This is a genomic window from Streptomyces sp. NPDC039462, from assembly GCF_055639375.1.
The window spans coordinates 105,268-128,507 of the sequence record NZ_JBVKAO010000007.1 but is presented as its reverse complement, the minus strand read 5'-3'; the positions used below and the strand labels follow the sequence as shown (position 1 = coordinate 128,507).

Genomic DNA, 23,240 nt, shown 5'->3' with positions numbered 1-23,240 from the left:
ACCATGAGTGCAGAGGCCCCAACCGACAACCGCGCGAGCATCCTCCTGGTCGACGACATGGAGGACAACCTGATGGCGCTCGAAGCCGTCCTCGGATCACTGAACGAGCCGTTGGTGCGGGCCCGTTCGGGCGAGGAGGCCATGAAGGCGATTCTGAGGCAACGATTCGCCGTGATCCTGCTGGACGTCCGCATGCCCGGCATGGACGGCTTCGAGACCGCGTCGAACATCAAACGCCTCGACCAGACCAAGGACGTGCCCATCATCTTCCTGACGGGCACCGACAACGACGCCGGCTACGCCTTCCGCGGTTACGCGACGGGAGCGGCGGACTACCTCACCAAGCCGTTCGACCCCTGGGTGCTGCGCGCCAAGGTCACCGTCTTCCTCGAACTGCACCGTAAGAACAGACAGTTGGAGCGGATCCTGGCCCGCGAGCAGCGCCAGTTCGACGAGCTGGCCGCGCGGCTCTCGGCGATCGAGACCCATATGGCCGCGAGCAGCCTCAAGGACGTCCTCGAACTGCGCCGCCACGTGACGCACATGGAAGAACTGGTGCAGGAGATGCGCCGCGGCCGGGGCGCCTAGGCCGACGCCCCGGCCGCGCACGAGAGGCCCCAGGACCCCGGGCCGTGTGCCCGCGCGTTCAGGCCTCGCGCGAACCCGCGTACATCTCCTCGATCAGGTGCTTGTACTCCCGCTCGACCACCGGACGCTTCAGCTTCAGACTGGGCGTCAGCTCGCCGTGCTCGACATCGAGGTCGCGCGGCAGGAGCCGGAACTTCTTGATGGTCTGCCAGCGCTGCAGGCCTTCGTTGAGCTGCCGCACATAGCCGTCGATGAGCTCGACCGTCGCGGGAGCCGCGCACACCTCGGCGTAGGACTTGCCCTCCAGGCCGTTCTCCTTGGCCCACTCCAGGATCGCGGGCTCGTCGAGGGAGATCAGGGCGGCGCAGAAGTTGCGGTCGGCGCCGTGCACGAGAATGTTGGAGACGTACGGACACACGGCCTTGAACTGGCCCTCGACCTCGGCGGGCGCGATGTACTTGCCGCCGGACGTTTTGATCAGGTCCTTCTTGCGGTCGGTGATCCGCAGATAGCCGTCGACGGACAGCTCGCCGATGTCCCCGGTGTGGAACCAGCCGTCGGACTCCAGGACCTCGGCGGTCTTGTCGGGGAGGCCGTGGTAGCCCTCCATGATGCCGGGGCCGCGCAGCAGGATCTCGCCGTCGTCCGCGATGCGCACCTCGGTGCCGGGCAGCGGCTTGCCGACCGTGCCGGTGCGGTAGGCCTCGCCGGGGTTCACGAAGGAGGCCGCGGAGGACTCGGTCAGGCCGTACCCCTCCAGGATGTGGATGCCGGCGCCCGCGAAGAAGTAGCCGATGTCGGGCGCGAGCGCGGCCGACCCGGAGACGGCGGCGCGCAGCCGGCCGCCGAAGGCGTCGCGCAGCTTGGAGTAGACGAGAGTGTCGGCGGCCTTGTGCTTGGCGCGCAGCCCGAAGGGCACCGAGGCCGTGCCGGTCCTGCGGAAGTTGTCCTGGCTGACCTTCGCGTACTCGCGGGCCACCTCGGCGGCCCACAGGAAGATCTTGTACTTGGCGCCGCCGCCCGCGCGCGCCTTGGCCGCGACGCCGTTGTAGACCTTCTCGAAGATGCGGGGCACGGCCGCCATGTACGTCGGCTGCACGACCGGCAGATTCTCGATGATCTTGTCGACGCGGCCGTCGACGGCGGTGACGTGCCCGAGCTCGATCTGGCCCGAGGTCAGCACCTTGCCGAAGACGTGCGCGAGCGGCAGCCACAGGTACTGCACGTCGTCCGGGCCGAGGAGGCCGGTCGCGGCGATGGCCTTGGCCATGTACGACCAGTTGTCCTGCGGCAGGCGCACGCCCTTGGGGCGGCCCGTGGTGCCGGAGGTGTAGATGATCGTGGCGAGCTGATCCTTGGTGATCGCCGCGATGCGCTCCTTGATGAGCTCCGGGTTCTTCTCCAGGTGCGCGGCGCCGCGGGCCTCCAGGTCGGCGAGCGTGAGCACCCAGCCCTCGGGGTCACCGTCGACGGGGTCCGCGCCCTTGGGGTCGAGCACCACGACGTGCCGCAGCTCGGGCAGGTCGGCCCGCTTCTCGCGGGCCTTCGCGAGCTGCGCGGCGTCCTCGGCGATCAGCACCCGGCTGCCGGAGTCGGCCAGGATGTACGCCGACTCCTCGGCGTTGGTCTGCGGATAGACGGTCGTGGTGGCCGCGCCGGCGCACATGATGGCGAGGTCGCAGAGGATCCACTCGACGCGCGTGGACGAGGCGAGGGCGACCCGGTCCTCCGACCGCAGGCCGAGCTCGACGAGCCCGGCGGCGATGGCGTGGACGCGCTCGGCGGCCTGCGCCCAGCTGAGCGACTTCCAGTCGTCGGGGCCCTCGCCGGAGGCCGCCGGGACGGGGTAGCGGTAGGCCTCGGCATCCGGCGTGGCCGCCACGCGCTCCAGGAAGAGATGCGCCACGGACGGCGGACGGTTCTCGATCAAGGTCTGTGTGTCGCTCACGACATCCTCCGGGCCCACGACGGTGCGGCGAACTGGCTGGCGGCTGCTTCTTGTATCTGCTTCTTGTGTCTGCTTCTTGGCTCTGCTTATGTCCCTGCGGCTACTTGTTTAACTTGTGAGTAACCTACGAGTGGTGATCAGAGTAGAGCTCCGACGCGTCGTGCGTAAGGGGCAGCTGCCTGTCACTTCCTCCAGACACCCAAACGGAACGAGCAGGCCCGCCGCAACGCGCCGCGGGCCCGGTGCGTCTGCGCACCGGGCCCGCGTGGCTGCCGCTCCACCGCGGCGGGGCGACTACTTCTTGCCCTTGCCGGGGCCGCTGTCGTCGCTGGAGAGCACCGCGATGAAGGCTTCCTGCGGCACCTCGACGGAGCCGACCATCTTCATGCGCTTCTTGCCCTCCTTCTGCTTCTCCAGGAGCTTGCGCTTACGGGAGATGTCACCGCCGTAGCACTTGGCGAGGACGTCCTTGCGGATGGCGCGGATGGTCTCGCGGGCGATGACCCGGGAGCCGATCGCGGCCTGCACCGGCACCTCGAAGGCCTGGCGCGGGATGAGCTCGCGCAGCTTGGCGACGAGCCGCACGCCGTACGCGTACGCCGCGTCCTTGTGCGTGACGGCGGAGAACGCGTCGACCTTGTCGCCGTGCAGCAGGATGTCGACCTTGACGAGCTGCGCGGACTGCTCGCCCGTGGGCTCGTAGTCCAGCGAGGCGTAACCACGCGTCTTGGACTTCAGCTGGTCGAAGAAGTCGAAGACGATCTCGGCGAGCGGCAGCGTGTAGCGGATCTCGACGCGGTCCTCGGAGAGGTAGTCCATGCCGAGCATGACGCCGCGCCGGTTCTGGCACAGCTCCATGATCGAGCCGATGAACTCGCTCGGCGCGAGGATCGTGGCGCGCACGACGGGCTCGTACACCTCGTCGATCTTGCCCTCGGGGAATTCACTCGGGTTGGTGACCGTGTGCTCGGTGCCGTCCTCCATGATCACGCGGTAGACCACGTTCGGAGCGGTGGCGATGAGGTCGAGCCCGAACTCGCGCTCGAGCCGCTCACGGATCACGTCGAGGTGCAGCAGCCCCAGGAAACCGACGCGGAAGCCGAAGCCGAGCGCGGCGGACGTCTCCGGCTCGTAGACGAGCGCGGCGTCGTTGAGCTGGAGCTTGTCCAGGGCCTCGCGCAGGTCCGGGTACTCCGAGCCGTCCAGCGGATACAGACCCGAGAAGACCATCGGCTTCGGGTCCTTGTAGCCGCCGAGGGCCTCGGTGGCGCCCTTGTGCAGGGAGGTGATCGTGTCACCGACCTTGGACTGACGGACGTCCTTCACGCCGGTGATGATGTAGCCCACCTCACCGACGCCGATGCCGTCGGCCGAGGTCATCTCGGGGGACGACACACCGATCTCGAGCAGCTCGTGCGTGGCGCCGGTGGACATCATCCGGATCCGCTCACGCTTGTTGAGCTGGCCGTCGACGACTCGTACGTACGTCACGACGCCGCGGTAGGAGTCGTAGACCGAGTCGAAGATCATCGCGCGGGCGGGCGCGTCCGCGACGCCGACCGGCGGCGGGATCTCGGCGACGACCTTGTCGAGCAGCGCCTCGACGCCCATGCCGGTCTTCGCCGAGACCTTCAGCACGTCCGCGGGGTCGCAGCCGATGAGGTTGGCGAGCTCCTCGGAGAACTTCTCCGGCTGAGCGGCCGGCAGGTCGATCTTGTTCAGTACGGGGATGATCTTGAGGTCGTTCTCCATCGCCAGATAGAGGTTGGCGAGAGTCTGCGCCTCGATGCCCTGGGCCGCGTCGACGAGGAGGATCGTGCCCTCACAGGCCGCGAGCGAACGCGAGACCTCGTATGTGAAGTCGACGTGGCCCGGGGTGTCGATCATGTTGAGGATGTGCGTACTGCCCTGGTCCGGGCCCTCGTTCGGGGCCCAGGGCAGACGCACCGCCTGGGACTTGATCGTGATGCCGCGCTCGCGCTCGATGTCCATCCGGTCGAGGTACTGAGCACGCATCTGCCGCTGCTCGACCACCCCGGTGAGCTGGAGCATGCGGTCGGCGAGCGTGGACTTGCCGTGGTCGATGTGCGCGATGATGCAGAAATTGCGGATCAGAGCCGGGTCGGTACGGCTCGGCTCGGGCACATTGTTAGGGGTCGCGGGCACGCAGGGTCCTGTCTCTTGAGGCGCCTGTAGCCTCGGGTCGGATCTATACGTAGCTTCCATCGTCCCATGGGTGGCGCACTGCGCTCGGTTTGGGCCGGTCCGAGGGCGGCTGGTACCGTGGACAGCTGTGTCTCGTAGCCCTCTCAAGCGTCGAGGCGCGTGTCATCAAATTCATCTGCAGTACCTCTGCAGTACCTGAACCTGAAAAGGCTCTTTCGTGGCGAACATCAAGTCCCAGATCAAGCGGATCAAGACCAACGAGAAGGCGCGTCAGCGCAACAAGGCGGTCAAGTCTTCTCTGAAGACCGCGATCCGCAAGGCCCGCGAGGCCGTTGCCGCCGGTGACACCCAGAAGGCCGCCGAGCTCACGCGTGAGGCCACGCGCCAGCTCGACAAGGCCGTCTCCAAGGGTGTCATCCACAAGAACCAGGCCGCCAACAAGAAGTCGGCGCTTGCGACGAAGGCCGCGGCCCTCAAGGGCTGAAGCCCTTTCCCCGGCTAGTACGCAGTACGCCGGGGCGGTGATCAATCCTCCCGCGAGGGTAATTCGAGCCCTCTACCTCGAATCGCGGACAGACGCACGCAGTACGCCACGCTGCGCCAATGCCCCCGGACCCACTCCGGGGGCATTGCTGTGCCCGGGGGTCTGGGGGTCTGGGGGGCTGGGGTGTGGGGGGTAAGTCTCGCGTCGGGGTTGTGTGGCGCGGGGCCGTGACTGGGCGCGGCTGGGCCCCTTCAGGGGCGCGGGGAACTGCGCGACCAGCCACAACGGCCCGCAGACGACAGGGCACCACCAGCCCACCCAGGGGCGCGGGGAACTGCGCAAACAGCCACGACGGCCCGCAGACGACAAGGCACTGCCAGCCAGGCAAGGCACCCCCGCCCAAGCCAAGCGCAGCGCTCAGCGGCGCCCGGCCCGCGCCGCCCGAGCAATCGCGACCACGGCCTTCTCCAACGCATACTCCGGGTCATCACCGCCCCCCTTGACCCCCGCATCCGCCGCCGCAACGGCGGTAAGCGCCGCAGCCACGCCATCCGGCGTCCACCCCCGCATCTGCTGACGGACACGGTCGATCTTCCAGGGCGGCATGCCCAGCTCACGGGCGAGATCGGCGGGACGGCCACCACGCGCGGACGAAAGCTTCCCGATCGCCCGCACCCCCTGCGCAAGAGCACTCGTGATCATGACGGGAGCGACCCCGGTCGCAAGGGACCAGCGCAACGCTTCGAGCGCCTCGGCGGCCCGCCCCTCGACGGCCCGGTCGGCGACCGTGAAGCTGGAGGCCTCCGCACGGCCCGTGTAGTACCGCCCGACGACCGCTTCGTCGATCGTGCCCTCGACGTCAGCCGCCAGCTGGGAGACCGCCGAGGCGAGCTCCCGCAGATCGCTGCCGATCGAGTCGACGAGCGCCTGGCACGCCTCCGAGGTCGCCGAACGCCCCAGGGTCCGGAACTCGCTCCGCACGAACGACAGCCGGTCCGCGGGCTTGGTCATCTTGGGGCAGGCGACCTCGCGCGCGCCCGCCTTGCGCGCGGCGTCGAGCATGCCCTTGCCCTTCGCACCGCCCGCGTGCAGCAGGACGAGGGTGATCTCCTCGACGGGCGACGCCAGATACGCCTTGACGTCCTTGATCGTGTCCGCCGACAGATCCTGCGCGTTCCGCACGACGACGACCTTGCGCTCGGCGAAGAGCGACGGGCTGGTCAGCTCGGCGAGGGTGCCGGGCTGCAGCTGGTCGGAGGTGAGGTCGCGCACATCCGTGTCCGCGTCGGCCGCGCGGGCGGCCGCGACGACCTGCTGCACGGCGCGGTCGAGGAGCAGCTCCTCCTGCCCCACGGCGAGCGTGAGGGGAGCGAGCGGGTCCGACGCTGCGGTATCTGTCTTCCTGGCCATCGCGGTCAAGCATCCCACGCGGCACTGACACCCCGCCCCGTCCCGACCCCGCCCGGCCCCTGTCGGAGAATGGTCCGGTGACCGACGTACGACATGTCCTGGTGCTGCCCGACCGCGATGCCGCGGAGACGGTGGCCGAAGAGCTCCCCGACCGTTTCGGCGTGACCGAGGAACCCCAGCTCGTCCGCGACGCCCTCGCCGGCGAGGACGACGCCGAGGACGCCCAGTGGCTGGTGGTCGTCGAGGACCCCGCGTCCCGCCTCGACCCCGCGGCCCTCGACGAACTGGCCGCCGAGCACGAGGGCTGGCTGGAGGCCCCGTAGGTCCCCCGCTGGGGAAAGTCAGCCGGTCTTGGGGATGACCTGGATGTCGAGGTCGATCGTGATGCTGTGCCCGACGGCGGCGATACCGCGAGCGAGCATCGTCTGCCAGCTGATCGTGAAGTCGTCGCGGTGCAGTTCGGTGGTGGCGCGGCAGGCGACGCGGGTCTCGCCTTCGAGGCCCTTGCCGATGCCGAGGTACTCCGTGTCGAGCGTCACCGTACGCGTCACGCCGTGCAGCGTCAGGCCGCCGGATATCGCCCAGCGGCTGCCGCCCTTGTGGACGAAGCGGTCGCTGTAGAACTCCATCGTCGGGTAGCGCGCCACGTCCAGGAAGTCACCGGACCGCAGATGGTCGTCGCGCATCGTGACCGCGGTGTCGATGGAGGCCGCGTCGATGACGACGTGCATCGCGGACTCCTCCATCCGCTCGCCCAGCCTGATCGCACCCGCGAAGCTGTTGAACCGGCCGCGAATGCGGGCGAGCCCGATGTGCCGCGCGGTAAAGGCCACCGAGGAGTGCAGCGGGTCGATCTCCCAGTCGCCGGGCTCGGGGAGCGCCGGGGGCGGGGCGACCTGGAGGGTGACGTCGCCGAGCGAGGCGTGCGCGTCCTCCGCGACCGTGGCGCTCGCCCGGTACGGAGTGAACCCCTCCGCCGAGACCGCGAGACGGTAGTCCCCGGCCGGAACAGCGGTGACGAACGATCCGAAGGGGTCAGTGCCCCCACTGACGACCTTGCGGCCCATGGCGTCGCTGACGGCGAACTCCGCGTTCCGCACGGGCTCGTTGACCGGGTCGAGCACCCGGCAGCTGAGCACCCCCGCGCTCGACGGAACCGTGAGCGCCGACAACGGTCTCGTCCGTCCAGCCCGATTCGTACGGTTTCCCAGCCAACGGCCGAACACGTGCGACACACCCCCGCCTTGCTTGACAACACCACAACACCTGCAAACTGCAACGAAGAGGCATTCGATCACCGTTGCGGCTTTCGATGCAACACGGACCCAGATCACGGGAATGCTGCCGATGCGCCGCGAAGTGTCGCGACTGGCCCGAATTGGCCCTCCCTCCTCCACATCGTGCCTGCTCACGACGGGTTCCCCGCGGTAGCCCCAGGCTGGGCGAGAGGTGGGGGCGGGAGGCGCTGGCAAGAGGCCTGGGCGGGGCGCGGAGGTGGCTAGGCCCTGCTCAAGGCGGCCGGGTGGCCACTTCGAGCCGTGGTGCCGCCGACCGGGACCCCGACCCCACCACCGCGATCGCCCCCTGCGTGTCCGTACGCATCACCTGCGCTCCCCCGGCCCGCAGCGCCGCCAGCGTGACCGGCGACGGATGTCCGTACGAGTTGTCGGCGCCGCAGGAGATGAGGGCCAGCCGCGGTGCCGCCCTGCGCAGGAGCTCCGGGTCTTGGTGGGCGGAGCCGTGATGGGCGACCTTGAGCACGTCCACGGAGGCGAGCGACGCGGCGGCCGGGGTGCGCAGCAGGGCTCGCTGGGCGGGCGGCTCCAGATCCCCGAGGAGCAGCAAGGTCAGCCCTCCCGTCCGCACGAGCAGGGTGACACTCGCGTCGTTCGGCCCCTCGGGTCGCGGCACCGGCCCCGCCGTGGGCCACAGCACCTGCCAGTCCAAGGGGCCCGCCCGGCGCCGCTCCCCCGCCACGGCCGGGACCACCGGAACGCGTGCCGCCGCAGCCTGCTCCCGCACGAACGCGGCCTGCTCCGGCGGTTCCTGGAACCCCGTCGTCTGGACCTCTCCCACCGCTCGCCCTCGCAGCACCCCCGGCAGGCCCGCGACATGGTCGGCGTGGAAGTGCGTGAGCAGGACGAGCGGCACGCGCGTGATCCCGAGCGAACGCAGACAGCGGTCGACGGCCACCGGGTCGGGCCCCGCGTCGACCACCACCCCCGCGCCGTCGCCCGCCGCGAGCACCATGGCATCGCCCTGCCCGACATCACACATCGCCATGCGCCATCCCGGTGGCGGCCAGCCCGCGATCACCCGGGTGACGGGTGGCGGCTGGACGATCACGAGGAAGAGGAGCGCGGCACAGGCCGTAATGAGCCAGGGGTGCCGCACGATCCTGCGTCCCACCAGGGCGACGACCACGGTGGCCACCGCGAGCAGGAGGCCGCCGCGCCAGCCGCCCGGCCAGTCGACCCCGCTCCCGGGGAGCGCCGCCCCGGTGCGGGCGATTTCCGCGATCCACTCCGTGGGCCAACTCGCGCCCCAGGCCAGCGCCTTGGCGACGGGCATCGCGACCGGCGCCGCCGCCAGCGCCGCGAAGCCGAGCACGGTGGCGGGCGCGACCGCGAACTCCGCGAGGAGGTTGCACGGCACCGCGACCAGGCTCACCCGGGCCGCGAGGACGGCGACGACGGGCGCGCACACCGCCTGCGCCGCGGCCGCGGCGGCCAGCGCCTCGGCGAACCGCGGCGGGACCCCTCGGCCGCACAGTGCGGCCCCCCAGCGCGGCGCGAGGGTGAGCAGGGCGCCGGTGGCCAGGACGGAGAGCAGGAACCCATAACTCCGGGCCAGCCAGGGGTCGTACAGGACGAGCAGCAGAACCGCCGCGGCGAGCGCGGGGATGAGGGACCTGCGTCGCCCGGTGGCGATGGCGAGGAGCGCGATCAGCCTGCACGCCGCGGCCCGCAGCACGCTCGGGTCCGGTCGGCAGACGATGACGAATCCGAGGGTGAGCGCCCCGCCGAGTACCGCCGTCGTCCGCAACGGAATGCCCAGCTTCGGTGCCAGACCGCGCCGCTCGACCCGCTGGGCGGTGCCCTGCGGTCCGATGAGCAGGACCAGGACGATCGTGAGGTTCGCACCGCTGACGGCGAGCAGGTGCGTGAGGTCGGTCGCCCGGAAGGCCTGGTCCAGCTCGGCCGGCACCCGTGACGTGTCCCCGATGACGAGTCCGGGGAGCAGTGCGCGGGCGTCGGCCGGCAAACCGTCCGTGGCCTCGCGCAGCCCGCCCCGCAACTGCCCCGCCAGCCGCTGCGCACCGGACGGCGCCCCGACCACCCGCGGCGCCCGCTCCCCCGACACCCGCAGCACCGCAGCAACGCGCTCCCCCTTCGACAAGGGCGGCGCCAGCCGTGCCTGCACACGCACCCGTGTCGACGGCAACAACGCGAGCCAGCCTCCCTCGGGACCGCCTCCTCGCTCCCCGGCCACGTCACCGGGACCGGCACCCCGCCCCACCACCCCGCCGCCGCCACCGGAGCCCGCTCCCCGCTGCGCGGCCACACCACCCCTGCCCACGCTCCTCGCGGAGTCCGGGCTCCCCGTCCGCACGACGACCAGGACCGGCGTGCGCGTCGCGGTCGATGTCCCGTCCGCCTCCCTGACCCGCACGACCTCGGCGTCCAGGACGACCGTGGGTGGCATCGTGTGCGCACGCGCGACGGGAGGCCGGGAGCGCCGGGGGTCGGACATGACCTTGAACTCCACCTCCGCTTCCGCGTATTCAGCGGCCAGCACGGGGACGGGGCCACGGCTCAGGTCCGCGCCGTGCAGAGCCGCGGAGACCGTCGCCCCGGCGGTGCAGAGCAGAACCGCGGCCACCGAGAGTCTTCCCCACTGCCGCCGCCGCGTCCGCTCCCGCCGCCCCACGGACTGCCGCCGCCCCACCGTCCACGTCACCATCAGCGCTCCAGCCACGAGCACGCAGACCGCCACCGTGGTGACCGCCCACCGCATCGGGGCGTCCAGCATCAGTGCCGCCGCTCCCCATGCCGCCAGTGCGGGCGGCACCAGCCTGAGGTCGACCGGGCCTTCCTGCCGGGGGTTCGAGGCACCGAGCCGGTGACCCGACGCGAGGTGAACTGCCGGGCGCGTCATGGCCGTACGAGATCCTGGAGATCGGCGAAGCGCCGGTCACCGATGCCATTGACCTCGCGGAGCTCTTCGACGGAGCGGAAACCGCCGTGCTCCGCGCGGTAGTCGAGGATGTGCTGCGCCAACACGGGGCCGACGCCAGGGAGTTGGTCGAGCTGCTCGGCGGTCGGCCGTCCATGAGAAACCGCGCCCGGTTGAGACCGTCCGTCTTCGTGCCGGGCCTGACCCCGCCGGCGGCCCGCAGGGCGTCGGCCACCCGGGACCCGGCGGGCAGCCGATGCACCCCGGGGCGGCGGACCTTCCCGCTGACGTCCACGACGATCACGCCCGCGGCGCCACCGGCGGCCGTCGCACCACCCGGGCCGCCCGGGCCGCCCGCACCGCCCCCGCTCCCCGAGGCCCGTCCCGCGTGCGCCGGAGGGCCCGGCGACGGAGCCGGTTCCGCGCCCCGGTCAGTGGCGGCGCCCGCCGCACGCACCACTTCGGGCGGCCGCACGGGCTGGGTCCGCCCCGACCAGAAGTGCTGCACCGCGAACACCGCCGCGACGGCGAGGACCACGACGAGAGCGACCACGCTGCGCCGCTCCAGACCGCACCGCGACTGCAGCCACACGGGCAGCCGCTCCCGCAGGGCGAGCCCCATCCGCTCCCGCCGCGAGGGCCCCGGCCTGGCCTCCCCACCTGGGTCAGGTGGCTCCCCCACCTTCGCCCCCACCTCCGCCTCCCGCGCCCACCCCGGCGCGGGCAGGGACGCACGCGGTACCGATCCGCCCCCGACCGGAGCCCCGCCCACCAACTCGGCGTCGGCAGCCGCCACGTCCAGCCGCGGAGACCCCGACAGTCGCGAGGGCGACTGCGGCTCGGCAAAGAGGCTTTCCGCCCGCAGCCGGACCGCCTCCGCAGAGGCGGCCGGGGAGGCGGCCGAGGCTCGTCTGCGGCGGGCCCGCTCACGGGCCTGACGGTGGTTGGCTCGGCCGTCGGACGCGGGAGCGCGGCCGGGGCCGCTCGTCGCGGAAGCTGTCCTGGAACTGGAAAGTGATCGAATCGCCATGCCGACGACGTTAGGCACAGCGGCAGAAAGCTGTTGATCTTGCTCAAATTCCGTGGATTACTCGGCAGTTGTGGATAACTCCGTCACCCACACGAGGGAGCTCAAGCAAGAGAGCCCAAAGGGAGGGGGTTCAAGCGGGAGAGCCCAAGGCTGAACGGCGCCTCATCGAGGCGAGACCACTGCTCCCAGCAACCCCGGCCCAGTGTGCGCCCCGATCACCGCGCCGACCTCGCTGACGTGCAGCTCCGCGAGGCCCGGCACCCGCTCCCTGAGCCGCTCGGCGAGCACCGAAGCCCGCTCCTGCGCCGCCAGATGATGCACCGCGATGTCGACCCGGCCGCTGCCCGCGCGCTCGACCACAATCTCCTCAAGGCGGGCGATCGCCTTTGACGCCGTCCGCACCTTCTCCAGCATGTCGATGCGGCCGCCGTCCAGCTTCAGCAGCGGCTTGACGGCGAGCGCGGAGCCCAGCAACGCCTGTGCGGCGCCGATGCGGCCGCCCCTGCGCAGATAGTCGAGGGTGTCGACGTAGAAGTACGCGGACGTGCCGGCGGCCCGCTTCTCCGCGGCTGCCACCGCCTCCTCCACCGAGTCGCCCGCCTCCACGGCCTGCGCCGCCGAGAGGGCGCAGAAGCCGAGGGCCATCGCGACCATGCCGGTGTCCACCACCCGCACCGGCACGGGCGCTTCCTGCGCGGCGAGGACCGCGGCGTCGTACGTCCCGGAGAACTCGGCGGACAGGTGCAGCGAGATGATGGCCGTGGCGCCCGCCTCGGCCGCCTTCCGGTACGTCTCGGCGAAGAGCTGGGGGCTGGGCCGGGAGGTCGTCACCGGCTTCCGCTTCTGCAGCGCCAGGGCGAGCGAGCGGGCCGAGATCTCGGTGCCCTCCTCCAGCGCCTGGTCCCCGAGGACCACGGTCAGGGGCACCGCGGTGATGCCGTGCCGGTCCATCGTCGGCTGCGGCAGGTAGGCCGTTGAATCCGTGACGATCGCGACATGGCGGGACATGAGCTGGAGATTACCTGTCTGCGCCGCCGGGTGGCAGCCCGGCCCCCGCGCACCTCAGGTCGTGCTCTCCGGCTTGGTCTTCTTCTCCCACGGATACGCCGGCCTGGCGGTGGGCGGAGTGATCGCGGGCCGCGTCTGCTCCCGGTCCGGCTGCCGGGTGGACCCGGACGGCTCGGACCAGGCCTGTTCGGCGTCCTTGTCGGTGTCCGCCGCGGGCTCGGGCCAGGCAGCGGGAGCCTCGGCGGACGGCGGCTCCGTCGTCCAGTGCCGCAGGGCGCCCGCCTCCATGTCGATCTGCGTGCTCAGCGAGTCCAGGTCGTCGTTGGCGAACCGGCGGGCCCGGTCGCGCGCCGACCAGCGCAGGGAGTCGGCGGCCTTCTTGATCTGCTCCGTGCGCTCCCGCATCTCGGGGAGCCGCTCGGCCAGGGCGGCCTTGTCCGGGTCTCGCTCCAGGCGCCGGAGGTCGTCGTCCAGCTCGTGTCCGTGGACGCTGAGCCGGTCGAAGAGCTGCAGGGTCTCCTTCAGCGACGCGTCGTCGGCGGCGCCCGCCTGCAGGACGTCCTGTGTGGCGCGCATGGAGGTGCGCAAGGAGAGGCGCAGCTGGGCCACTTCGGCAGCGGGGCCGACCGCGAAGCTCTTCGCCCGCAGCGTGGTGTCCTCCACCGTCCGGCGGGCCTCCTGGATGGTGCGGTCCACGCCCCGCTTGGCCGCCCGCACGGCCTTCACCGTCAGATAGACGCCCAGCACCAAGAACAGCACGAAAAGCAGCGCCACGATCGCGCCCACGGCTTCCATGACGCTCCTCTCCGCATCCGGTCCAGTCCAGCGTGCGCCGGCGAGGTCCGCTTCAGCGACTCCTCCACCGTAAACGGAGAAGGCAGGTCGGAGGTTCCAGCGGAACCCCCAACCTGCCCGTAAGGGAAGACCCCTATGCCGCCCGGCGCGTGCCGTTACGCACCGCCCGGCGCGTGCCGTTACGCAGGAACGATGTTCACCAGCTTCGGCGCCCGCACGATCACCTTGCGGATGCCCGCGCCGTCCAGCGCGGCCACGACCCTCTCGTCGGCCAGCGCCACCTTCTCCAGCTCCGCGTCGGAGATCGACGGGGAGACCTCCAGGCGCGCCTTGACCTTGCCCTTGATCTGCACGACGCAGGTCACGGACTCGTCCACGACGTACGCCGGGTCGGCGACCGGGAAGTCCTGGTGGACGACCGAGTCGGTGTGGCCCAGCTTGCGCCACAGCTCCTCGGCGATGTGCGGGGCCAGCGGCGCGATCAGCAGCACCAGGCGCTCCGCGACGGACTTCGGCACCGTGCCGCCCGCCTTCGTCAGGTGGTTGTTCAGCTCGGTGATCTTGGCAATGGCGGTGTTGAACCGCATGCCGTCCAGGTCCTGGCGGACGCCGTCGATGGCCTTGTGCAGGGCGCGCAGGGTGGCCTCGTCGATGTCGGCCTCGGCGACGTCCGCGACGGTGACCTCACCGGTCGACTCGTCGACGATCAGGCGCCACAGCCGCTGCAGCAGACGGTACTGGCCGACGACCGCGCGCGTGTCCCAGGGACGCGACACGTCCAGGGGGCCCATCGCCATCTCGTACAGGCGCAGGGTGTCCGCGCCGTACTCGTCGCAGATCTCGTCCGGCGTGACCGCGTTCTTCAGGGACTTGCCCATCTTGCCCAGCTCGCGCTTGACCGGCTCGCCCTCGAAGAAGAACTTGCCGTCGCGCTCCTCGACCTCGGCGGCCGGCACCGGGAAGCCGCGGCTGTCCCGATAGACGTAGGCCTGGATCATGCCCTGGTTGTACAGCTTGTGGAACGGCTCGGCGGACGAGATGTGGCCCAGGTCGAACAGGACCTTCGACCAGAAGCGCGCGTACAGCAGGTGCAGCACGGCGTGCTCGGCGCCGCCCACGTACAGGTCGACGCCGCCGGTCGGCTGCCCCTCGCGGGGGCCCATCCAGTACTGCTCGACGGCGGGGTCGACCAGCTGCTGGTCGTTGCGCGGGTCCAGGTAGCGCAGCTCGTACCAGCAGGAACCGGCCCAGTTGGGCATGGTGTTGGTCTCGCGGCGGTACTGCTTGGGGCCGTCGCCCAGGTCCAGGGTGACGTTGACCCAGTCCTCGTTGCGGGACAGCGGCGTCTCCGGAGAGGTGTCCGCGTCGTCCGGGTCGAAGGTGCGCGGGGAGTAGTCGTCGACCTCCGGCAGCTCCAGGGGCAGCATCGACTCGGGCAGCGAGTGGGCGATGCCGTCCTCGTCGTAGACGATCGGGAAGGGCTCGCCCCAGTAGCGCTGGCGGCTGAACAGCCAGTCGCGCAGGCGGAAGTTGACGGTGCCCTCGCCGATGCCGCGGGTGGCCAGCCAGCCGGTGATGCGGGCCTTGGCGCTCGCCACGTCCAGGCCGTCCAGGGAGATCTCCTGGTTCGACGAGTTGATCAGCTTCGCCTCGTACGAGGAGAAGGCGTCGTCCCACGTGCGGGTGTCGGTGCCCCGGTCGTCGGACGGCTCGACCACGCAGCGCATCGGCAGGTTGAAGGCGCGCGCGAAGGCGAAGTCGCGGCTGTCGTGCGCCGGGACGGCCATGATCGCGCCGGTGCCGTAGCCCATCAGGACGTAGTCGGCGATGAAGACGGGGACCTGCCCGCCGCTGACCGGGTTGGTGGCGTAGACGCCGGTGAAGACGCCGGTCTTCTCCTTGGCGTCGGCCTGGCGCTCCACGTCGGACTTCGACGCGGCGAAGGCGCGGTACTTGGCGACGGCCTCGGCGGGCGTGGCGTGTCCACCGGTCCACGTCTCGTGGGTGCCCTCCGGCCAGGCCGCGGGGACGACCTTGTCGACCAGGTCGTGCTCGGGCGCCAGGACCATGTAGGTCGCGCCGAACAGGGTGTCCTGGCGGGTGGTGAAGACGGTGATCGCGTCGCCCTCGGTGCCCACGGGGAAGTTCACGCGGGCGCCTTCGGAGCGGCCGATCCAGTTGCGCTGCTGCAGCTTGATGGCGTCGGGCCAGTCCAGCGCGTCCAGGTCGTCCAGCAGGCGGTCGGCGTACGCGGTGATGCGCATGTTCCACTGGCGCAGCTTGGCCTTGAAGACGGGGAAGTTGCCGCGCTCGGAGCGGCCGTCGGCGGTGACTTCCTCGTTGGCCAGGACGGTGCCCAGGCCCGGGCACCAGTTGACGGGCGCGTCGGAGGCGTAGGCCAGGCGGTACTGGCTCAGCACGTCGGCGCGCTCGGCGGCGTCCAGTTCGCTCCACGCGCGCGTGGTGCCCGGTACGGCGCGGTCACCGCTGTCGAACTGCGCGACCAGGTCGGCGATCGGGCGGGCCTTCTCGGCGTCGGCGTCGTACCAGGAGTTGAAGATCTGGACGAAGATCCACTGGGTCCACTTGTAGTACTCGGGGTCGATCGTCGCGAACGAGCGCCGCTTGTCGTGCCCCAGGCCCAGTGCGCGCAGCTGGGCCTTCATGTTCTCGATGTTGGCCTCGGTGGAGACGCGCGGGTGGGTGCCCGTCTGCACGGCGTACTGCTCGGCGGGCAGGCCGAAGGCGTCGAAGCCCAGGGTGTGCAGGACGTTGTGTCCGGTCATGCGCTGGAAGCGCGCGAAGACGTCCGTGGCGATGTAGCCCAGCGGGTGGCCGACGTGCAGGCCCGCTCCGGAGGGGTACGGGAACATGTCCATGATGAACTTCTTGGGCTTGCCGACCAGCGCGGTCTCGGCCTCGTCGCGCGCGGCCATGTCTCCGCTCGGGTTCGGCGCCTCGTAGGTGCCGTCGGCGTCCCAGAAGTCCTGCCAGCGTGCCTCGATCTCGGCGGCCAGAGCGGCCGTATAGCGGTGCGGCGCGGCCACCTCGGAGGCGGCAGCAGAATTCGTCTCGCTCATGATCCTCAAAGCTCCATCGATCGTCTCTGCCCACGGAATCGGCCTGCTGGGCCAAATAAAAATGCCCCTCGCACAGGAGGGGACGCCGCGCCGATTCCGACCGCGATCACCGGCGGTCGGGACTGATCAGCGCGGCCCGCTAAGCAGAAGGCGTACGGCACGCATGGCGTCAGGGTACCGCAGCCCTCCCGCGCCCCGCGACGAGCTTCCGCCCACGCCGCCCGGGCGGCCTGAGAACCGGTCGATTCCCGAGCGGCGCCCTGCCGGCCCTGGCCGATCCCCAACCATTGGCCATGGGTTACTCCGCGTACCGCCCACTATCGGGGCAACACCAAGATCGTGTCGCACTTTGATAACAACGCAATAACTCAAATCCCGTACCCACCGGTATGGAGCGACTTAGCATGCGGCGGGACCGAACCATTTCGGAGCCGCCCCCATGAACCCTCTGCACCTCCACCGCAAGAGTGCTCTGCTCGGTACCGGAGCCCTGCTGCTGATACCCCTGCTCGTCCTCGCGGGCAGCGACGGCTTACGGGCCGCCATCGACTTCACCACCGGCGTCCTCTCCCTGGTCTGCCTGACCGCCGCCGTCGTCTGGGGCCTGGTCGCCACGGACCGCCTGTTCCTGCATCCGCGCCAGCGCCTGCTCGCCCAGGCCGTGCACCGCACCACCGCGATCGCCTCCGTCGGCTTCCTGCTGCTGCACGGCACCGTCAAGGTGGCACTCGACCACGTGTCGCTGTTCGGCGCTCTCATGCCGTTCGGGCTCGGTGTCTCCGGCAGCGCCGGACTCATCGGCCTCGGCTCGCTCGCGGGCATCCTCATGATCGCCACAGCCGTCACCGGCGCCCTGCGCAGCGCCTTCGCCTCTCCCGCGCGGATCGCATCGCGCTGGCGGTCGCTGCACATGCTCGCCTATCCCGCCTGGTGTGCGGGGCTGATCCACGGCCTGTACGCGGGCCGCCCGCCGGCGGGGTGGGTGATCGCGCTGTACGCCCTGTGCCTGGTCGGGGTCGCCGGTGCCGTCGCGCTGCGTGCGGCCCCACGCCCGGTCAAGCGGAAGGTCGCCGCCCGGATCCTCGCCCTGCTCGAACCGGACCGCGACGCCGCACCACGGTCAAAACGCGACACCGCACTCCGGGCCGAGCCGCCCGCGCGGGACACCGCCTCCACCCCGCTGCCCGGCACCTCCGCCCCCACCCCCTCTCCGGAGCCGGTCGCCGGCATCTCGGCGGCCTACCGCGCGCTGACCCCGAACGCTCCCCCGCACCCCACCGTCCCACCACCCCGCGCCGACCCCACAGGCCGCTGGCCGGCGCCCTCCCCGCCACCACCCGCCGAGTCGCCCTACATCGCGCCCGCGCCCACGTACGACACCACCCCTCAGCCCGTCTACGACCCCTCGTACGACGCGCCCCTCGACCCCGCGTACGACAGTGGCCCCGCCACCGAACCGCTGCCCCGGCCCTTTCAGGCCCCCGGCGCGGGCGAGCCCTGGAACGCCGCCACCGGAGGCCACCCGTGAACGCCCCGCTGCCCGATGTCCCGGAAGTCCGCGTCGTCGGCCTGCCCCTGCTCACCTCCGGCTTCGACCTGGTCGAACGCCTCGACCTCGCCATGCACCTGAAGGTCCACGGCCCTCTGGAACCCATGGCGGGCGAACCTCTCGCCCGCCTCGCCGAGCAGATCGCGCTGCGCGGCAGGGGCGGCGCGGGCTTCCCCTTCGCCCAGAAGCTGCGGGCCGTCGCCGACGCGGCGATACGCCGCGGCGTACGCCCCGTGGTCGTCGTCAACGGCAGCGAGGACGAGCCCGCCTGCCGCAAGGACACCGTCCTGATCAACCGCGCCCCGCACCTCATCCTGGACGGCGCCCTGCTCGCCGCCGAGGCCCTGGGAGCCCGCACGCTGGTCGTCGGCGTGACCCGCGACTCCACCGAGAACTCCATGCGCACCGCGCTGGCCGAGCGCGGCCTCGGCAACCGGCGCGGGCCCGCCCTCCGCGCGCGCGTGCAGCGCAATCCCGTACGCATGGTCACCGGAGAGTCCTCCGCGCTCGTCCGCTCGGCGGACGGCGGACCTCCCCTGCCACCGGGCCGCAAGGTGCGGACGGCCGACTCCGGAGTGGGCGGCGCCCCCACCCTGCTCTCCAACGCGGAGACCTTCGCGCAGCTCGCCGTCGCCGCCCGGGCCGGCGCCGACCGCTACTGCCGCACCGGCCTGCGCGACGAGCCGGGCACGGTCCTGTTGACCCTCTCCGGAGCGGTCGCACGGCCGATGGTCGTCGAGGTCCCCACCGGAGTGCCCTTGCGGTACGTCCTCGAACTCGCCGGCGCGCCCGCGCTCCCGCAGGGCGTGCTGACGGGCGGCTATCACGGCAAGTGGCTCGACGGCATGACGGCACACGACGCGGTCGTCTCACGCGCCTCCTTGGACGCCTGCGGAGGCGCGCTCGGCGCGGGCGCGATCCTGCCGATCGGCGCGGGCACCTGCCCGCTCGGGGAGTCGCTGCGGGTCGCGCACTGGCTGGCCGCCGAGAGCTCGGGGCAGTGCGGACCCTGCTACCTCGGCCTCCCCGCGGCGGCCCGCGGCCTCGCCGACGTCCTCCAGGGCGGCGGGCCGACCGCTCTCGAAGCGCTGCGCGAGGTGACCCGGGCCGTGAAGCGGCGCGGCGCGTGCAAGCACCCGGACGGCTCGGCGGCCTTCCTGGAGTCGTCGATCTCGGCGTTCACGGACGACCTCGCGGCCCATGTCCTGGGCGGCGGCTGCGGCCGCCCCGTCGAGGGAGTCCTGCCCCTCCAGGCGGACGCGCCCCGGGCGGAGACACCCAGTGGCCGCAAGCTCGCCGTCGACTGGACGCTCTGCCAGGGCCACGGGCTGTGCGCGGACATCGTCCCCGAACTCATCCAACTGGGCCCGGACGGCTTCCCCTCGGTGGCGGAGGCGTCCGTACCGCGCTACTCCGAAGCACGCGCCACCCGCGCGGTGCGCCGCTGTCCCGCGCTCGCCCTGCGCATCGAGGAGGCCCCGAAGACGGCCCTTCCCGCGCCCCGGACGCTGCCGGCCGTGCTCCCGCCGGGCCGGGGCCGCCGCGCACTCGGCAGCGGCAGACAGTAGCGACGGCAAGAAGGGTGTGACAACGAAAGCCGGGACAACGGCCGTGACAACGAAAGAGCGGGCCACCCGATCCGGGTGGCCCGCTCATATCCTGTGGAGCTAAGGAGAATTGAACTCCTGACCTCCTGCATGCCATGCAGGCGCTCTACCAACTGAGCTATAGCCCCTTGCTTGTCCGCCCGGTTTCCCCGGCGGCTCCGCCAACATTACACGGTCATACCCGTGCTCCACCAAATCGTTTCCGGTCTGGGCGGATACCGGTCGATACGACCGGTACTGTCAGCCTTCGTGACCGTGCCCGTGACCGCGACCGCGCTCGCCACCGCCCGTCGCCGTGTGCCGCTGGCCGCCGGGGGCTGTCTGCTCTCCCTCACGGCCTTCTGGCTCGCGCAGCGCGCCGCCGACGTGTCGATGATCGACCTGATGGTCTACCGGGCCGAGGGCGAGACGGTGCGCGCGGGCGGCGACCTCTACGCGCTGCGCGCCACCGGCGCCCAGCTGCCCACCACCTACCCGCCGTTCGCCGCGCTGCTCTTCACCCCGCTCACGCTCCTGGACCCGGCGGACATGCGCACGCTCGCGACGCTGGGCAACCTGCTGCTCCTCATCGTCTTCGTGCACCTCTCCCTGAGGCTGATCCACGGCGAGCGGCACACGCGCGTGGAGAGCGTCCTGTGGGCGTCCGCCCTCGCCGTCTGGTGCGAGCCGGTGTGGACGACGCTGCGCTACGGACAGGTCAATCTGCTGCTCGCGGTCCTCGTCCTGTGGGACCTGACCCGGCGCCCCGGTCACCGCTGGGCGGGCGTGGGCATCGGGCTGGCGGCGGCGGTCAAGCTCACGCCCGCGCTCTTCGCGGCGTTCCTGTTGCTCACGGGGGCCGTGGAGGCCCTGCGGCACGGGCCGTGGCGGGCGGCCGTGCGGCACGCGTGCGTGGCGGCCGTCTCCTTCGCCGGTGCGACGGTCCTCGCGGCCGCCGTCCTGCCGTACGACTCGTGGCGCTTCTGGACCCGGATGGTCTTCGAGGCGGGCCGGGTCGGGTTCGCCGAGGACACCGCGAACCAGTCGCTGCGCGGCGTCCTGGCCCGGCTCCTGCACACCGGGGAGCCCGGCGCCCACTGGGCCCTGGCCGCCGCCGCGGCCGGCGCGCTCGGCCTCGCGGTCGCGGTTGCCGCGGCGCTGCGCGGGGAGCGCGCCCGGGCCGTCCTCGCCTGTGCGGCCACCGCGCTCCTGGTGAGTCCCGTGTCGTGGTCGCACCACTGGGTGTGGTGCGTGCCGATGGTGCTGCTCCTGGGCGCGGAGGCCAGGCGCCGGGGCGGGCGGTGGAGGTGGGCGGCCGTCGGGGCCGCGTCCCTGGTCTTCTGCTCGTACGCCCTGTGGTGGGTGCCGCACGGCGGAGGACGGCTCGAACTCGCCCAGGACCATGGCCAGATGACGCTGTCCGCCCTCTACGTAGTGACCGCTTTCGGGTTTCTCCTGGCGACGGCAGTGACGACAGTGACGTCAGTGACGACAGCGGGGATCACGCGGTCGCGAACGAGTAGAACCGTTTGAGCGTGCAGTGTTCGTCCAGCAGCCGGCCGTAGATCGGCTCCCCTTCGAGTTCGCGGTACGTCTCGATGGGGTCGCCTTTTATGATCAGCGCCCGTGCGCACTCCTCGCACCAGTACTGGTACTCCTGGTTGACCGGTTCCATGTCGCGGACGATCGGTGTGCCACTGTCGCACCAGTCGCATTTCCGCCTGTGTGCACCCATCGATCAGCTCCAGCTGTGGCCGCAGGCGGTGCATACGTACGAGATTCCGCCGTTGTCACCGAGCACTTGAGCGACGTGGGACGAGCCGCAGGAAGGGCAGTCGAGGAGCGTGCGGGGCACGGGCCGTTCTCGTACGTCCGCCGCTTCGGAGAGGCGGTCGACCTCTCCGAGGATGCTCGCAGGCATCGCGCTCTCCCTCCCGTCGGGCTGCGTCCCCTTCCGGCCGTCCGATTCTGCCACGGCACGAGCGACCCGGTCAGCGACGCATTCGTACCAGTCCGGACACGGCACCCGCTGACGGGCGGCGGCAAAAGAAAATCCCGCCCCCTGGTGGGGACGGGATTTCCGGGACTGTGGAGCTAAGGAGAATTGAACTCCTGACCTCCTGCATGCCATGCAGGCGCTCTACCAACTGAGCTATAGCCCCTTGCGTTCTTCCCGCTCGGCGGGCGAACAAGAAGAACTTTAGCCTGCGACCAGCCGGAATGTGAAATCCGGGTCGGGCCGCCCGCCGGAGCGGCTCCGGAGCCGCCCGGAAGCGGCCGCGGGAGCGCTCAGTCGTCGTCGCCGAGCACCGGCTCCGGCAGCGTGCCGGCGTTGTGCTCGAGGAGGCGCCAGCCTCGCGCGCCCTGGCCGAGGACCGACCAGCAGCAGTTGGTGAGGCCGCCGAGCCCCTCCCAGTGGTGGGGCTCCAGGCCGAGGAGACGGCCGATCGTGGTGCGGATCGTGCCGCCGTGGCTGACCACCACCAGCGTGCCGTCCTCGGGCAGCTTCTCGGCATGGCGCAGGACGACAGGGGCGGCCCGGTCGGCCACCTCGGTCTCCAGCTCGCCGCCGCCCCTGCGCACGGCCTCGCCGCGCTTCCACGCGGCGTACTGCTCGCCGAAGCGGGCGATGATCTCGTCGTGCGTCAGGCCCTGCCACTCACCGGCGTACGTCTCCCGGAGGGACTCCTCGTGGGTGACGGTGAGGCCGGTGATCGCGGAGAGCTCGGCGGCCGTGGCCGCCGCGCGCCTGAGGTCGGAGGCGACGATGGCGTCCGGCTTCAGGGAGGCGAGCAGCCGGGCGGCGCGCTTGGCCTGGGCGACGCCCGTCTCGGTCAGCTCGATGTCCGTGGAGCCCTGGAAGCGGCGCTCCAGGTTCCACGCCGTCTGGCCGTGCCGCCACAGGATGATCCGGCAGCCGCGGTTGCTCACCGCAGCTCCCCGTCCAGGTCGGCCTCCTCCGCGGCCCGCTGCTCGGCGTGCTCGGCGGCCTTGCCGCGGGTGGCCTTGGCGTCCTCGGGCAGGCCGATCTCGGGGCAGTCCTTCCACAGGCGCTCGAGGGCGTAGAAGACACGCTCCTCGCTGTGCTGGACGTGCACCACGATGTCCACGTAGTCGAGGAGGATCCAGCGGGCGTCGCGGTCCCCCTCGCGGCGGACCGGCTTGGCGCCGAGCTGCTTGTTCAGCTGCTCCTCGATCTCGTCGACGATCGACTTGACCTGGCGGTCGTTGGGAGCGGAGGCGAGCAGGAACGCGTCCGTGATCGACAGCACGTCGCTGACGTCGTACGCGATGATGTCGTGCGCGAGCTTGTCGGCAGCCGCCTGGGCGGCGACGTTGATGAGCTCGATGGAGCGGTCCGTGGCGGTCACTAGAGAGCTTTCCTTCGGCTGGTGGATACACCCCAAGGGTCTCACGGAC

The 23,240-nt window shown here is 71.3% G+C and carries 18 protein-coding genes, 2 tRNA genes and 1 pseudogene; 6 read left to right on the top strand and 15 right to left on the bottom strand.

Translation table 11 applies throughout. The features are described 5' to 3' along the window. Window positions 1–3 precede the first annotated feature (3 nt). Window positions 4–588 carry a response regulator gene (locus tag ACZ7LU_RS31480; RefSeq protein WP_471918661.1) on the top strand — a complete coding sequence of 195 codons (585 nt, stop codon included), beginning with the start codon at window positions 4–6 and terminating at the stop codon, window positions 586–588. Window positions 589–646: 58 nt separating this feature from the next. Here ACZ7LU_RS31480 and ACZ7LU_RS31475 read toward each other — a convergent pair whose 3' ends face one another. Together ACZ7LU_RS31475 and lepA are read right to left on the bottom strand one after the other, a co-directional pair. Further along, window positions 647–2,536 carry an AMP-dependent synthetase/ligase gene (locus ACZ7LU_RS31475; RefSeq protein ID WP_468083017.1) on the bottom strand — a complete coding sequence of 630 codons (1,890 nt, stop codon included), beginning with the start codon at window positions 2,534–2,536 and terminating at the stop codon, window positions 647–649. A gap of 294 nt (window positions 2,537–2,830) precedes the next feature. Continuing rightward, window positions 2,831–4,702: a translation elongation factor 4 gene (gene lepA, locus ACZ7LU_RS31470; RefSeq protein ID WP_471918660.1), complete on the bottom strand. Its 1,872-nt coding sequence runs from the start codon at window positions 4,700–4,702 to the stop codon at window positions 2,831–2,833. A gap of 217 nt (window positions 4,703–4,919) precedes the next feature. Between lepA and rpsT the strand changes: the two genes are divergently transcribed. Continuing rightward, window positions 4,920–5,186 (top strand): 30S ribosomal protein S20, encoded by a 267-nt coding sequence (gene rpsT, locus ACZ7LU_RS31465; protein WP_365355753.1) that lies wholly within the window; start codon window positions 4,920–4,922, stop codon window positions 5,184–5,186. 417 nt (window positions 5,187–5,603) lie between these two features. Here rpsT and holA read toward each other — a convergent pair whose 3' ends face one another. Beyond that, window positions 5,604–6,596, bottom strand: a complete 993-nt coding sequence (holA, locus tag ACZ7LU_RS31460) for a DNA polymerase III subunit delta (RefSeq protein ID WP_398297688.1) — start codon at window positions 6,594–6,596, stop codon at window positions 5,604–5,606. Between the two features lie 77 nt (window positions 6,597–6,673). Here holA and ACZ7LU_RS31455 point away from each other — a divergent pair, with 77 nt between their 5' ends. After that, window positions 6,674–6,919 carry a hypothetical protein gene (locus tag ACZ7LU_RS31455; RefSeq protein WP_471217748.1) on the top strand — a complete coding sequence of 82 codons (246 nt, stop codon included), beginning with the start codon at window positions 6,674–6,676 and terminating at the stop codon, window positions 6,917–6,919. Between the two features lie 18 nt (window positions 6,920–6,937). Here ACZ7LU_RS31455 and ACZ7LU_RS31450 read toward each other — a convergent pair whose 3' ends face one another. The 6 genes and pseudogenes from ACZ7LU_RS31450 to leuS form a co-directional block, all read right to left on the bottom strand. Beyond that, window positions 6,938–7,822: a YceI family protein gene (locus ACZ7LU_RS31450; protein WP_398298505.1), complete on the bottom strand. Its 885-nt coding sequence runs from the start codon at window positions 7,820–7,822 to the stop codon at window positions 6,938–6,940. A 283-nt stretch (window positions 7,823–8,105) separates the two neighbouring features. Then, window positions 8,106–10,754 (bottom strand): ComEC/Rec2 family competence protein, encoded by a 2,649-nt coding sequence (locus tag ACZ7LU_RS31445; RefSeq protein WP_471918659.1) that lies wholly within the window; start codon window positions 10,752–10,754, stop codon window positions 8,106–8,108. Further along, window positions 10,751–11,394, bottom strand: a pseudogene (locus ACZ7LU_RS31440) (ComEA family DNA-binding protein). Before ACZ7LU_RS31440 ends, ACZ7LU_RS31445 begins: the two are co-directional and overlap by 4 nt. Window positions 11,395–11,964: 570 nt before the next feature. Further along, window positions 11,965–12,810: a DegV family protein gene (locus ACZ7LU_RS31435; RefSeq protein WP_398297696.1), complete on the bottom strand. Its 846-nt coding sequence runs from the start codon at window positions 12,808–12,810 to the stop codon at window positions 11,965–11,967. 54 nt (window positions 12,811–12,864) lie between these two features. Next, complete coding sequence (locus ACZ7LU_RS31430; protein ID WP_471918658.1) at window positions 12,865–13,605, bottom strand: hypothetical protein; 741 nt, start codon at window positions 13,603–13,605, stop codon at window positions 12,865–12,867. A 179-nt stretch (window positions 13,606–13,784) separates the two neighbouring features. Next, complete coding sequence (gene leuS, locus ACZ7LU_RS31425; RefSeq protein WP_471918657.1) at window positions 13,785–16,685, bottom strand: leucine--tRNA ligase; 2,901 nt, start codon at window positions 16,683–16,685, stop codon at window positions 13,785–13,787. A 439-nt stretch (window positions 16,686–17,124) separates the two neighbouring features. Here leuS and ACZ7LU_RS31420 point away from each other — a divergent pair, with 439 nt between their 5' ends. Both ACZ7LU_RS31420 and ACZ7LU_RS31415 read left to right on the top strand, forming a co-directional pair. Beyond that, window positions 17,125–18,213: a hypothetical protein gene (locus ACZ7LU_RS31420; RefSeq protein WP_471918656.1), complete on the top strand. Its 1,089-nt coding sequence runs from the start codon at window positions 17,125–17,127 to the stop codon at window positions 18,211–18,213. Next, on the top strand, window positions 18,210–19,802 hold the full coding sequence (locus ACZ7LU_RS31415; RefSeq protein ID WP_471918655.1) for a ferredoxin: 1,593 nt from the start codon (window positions 18,210–18,212) through the stop codon (window positions 19,800–19,802). The genes ACZ7LU_RS31420 and ACZ7LU_RS31415 overlap by 4 nt, the downstream gene beginning before the upstream one ends. A gap of 94 nt (window positions 19,803–19,896) precedes the next feature. Here ACZ7LU_RS31415 and ACZ7LU_RS31410 read toward each other — a convergent pair. After that, window positions 19,897–19,969: transfer RNA gene (locus ACZ7LU_RS31410), tRNA-Ala, on the bottom strand. 121 nt (window positions 19,970–20,090) lie between these two features. Here ACZ7LU_RS31410 and ACZ7LU_RS31405 point away from each other — a divergent pair. Continuing rightward, a complete protein-coding gene (locus tag ACZ7LU_RS31405) occupies window positions 20,091–21,353 on the top strand; it encodes a glycosyltransferase 87 family protein (protein ID WP_471918654.1) in 1,263 nt (420 codons plus the stop codon). Here ACZ7LU_RS31405 and ACZ7LU_RS31400 read toward each other — a convergent pair. From ACZ7LU_RS31400 to rsfS, 5 genes are all read right to left on the bottom strand, one after another. Beyond that, window positions 21,322–21,555 carry a hypothetical protein gene (locus ACZ7LU_RS31400; RefSeq protein ID WP_365132444.1) on the bottom strand — a complete coding sequence of 78 codons (234 nt, stop codon included), beginning with the start codon at window positions 21,553–21,555 and terminating at the stop codon, window positions 21,322–21,324. The genes ACZ7LU_RS31405 and ACZ7LU_RS31400 overlap by 32 nt on opposite strands. A 3-nt stretch (window positions 21,556–21,558) precedes the next feature. Continuing rightward, a complete protein-coding gene (locus ACZ7LU_RS31395; RefSeq protein WP_362995749.1) occupies window positions 21,559–21,741 on the bottom strand; it encodes a hypothetical protein in 183 nt (60 codons plus the stop codon). A gap of 168 nt (window positions 21,742–21,909) precedes the next feature. Then, window positions 21,910–21,982: transfer RNA gene (locus ACZ7LU_RS31390), tRNA-Ala, on the bottom strand. A 127-nt stretch (window positions 21,983–22,109) separates the two neighbouring features. After that, window positions 22,110–22,751, bottom strand: coding sequence for a histidine phosphatase family protein (locus ACZ7LU_RS31385; RefSeq protein ID WP_398297708.1), 642 nt, complete (start codon window positions 22,749–22,751; stop codon window positions 22,110–22,112). After that, the gene (rsfS, locus tag ACZ7LU_RS31380) at window positions 22,748–23,191 is read right to left on the bottom strand and encodes a ribosome silencing factor (RefSeq protein WP_398297710.1); all 444 of its coding nucleotides are present in this window, start codon (window positions 23,189–23,191) and stop codon (window positions 22,748–22,750) included. The genes ACZ7LU_RS31385 and rsfS overlap by 4 nt, the downstream gene beginning before the upstream one ends. Window positions 23,192–23,240: the final 49 nt, after the last annotated feature.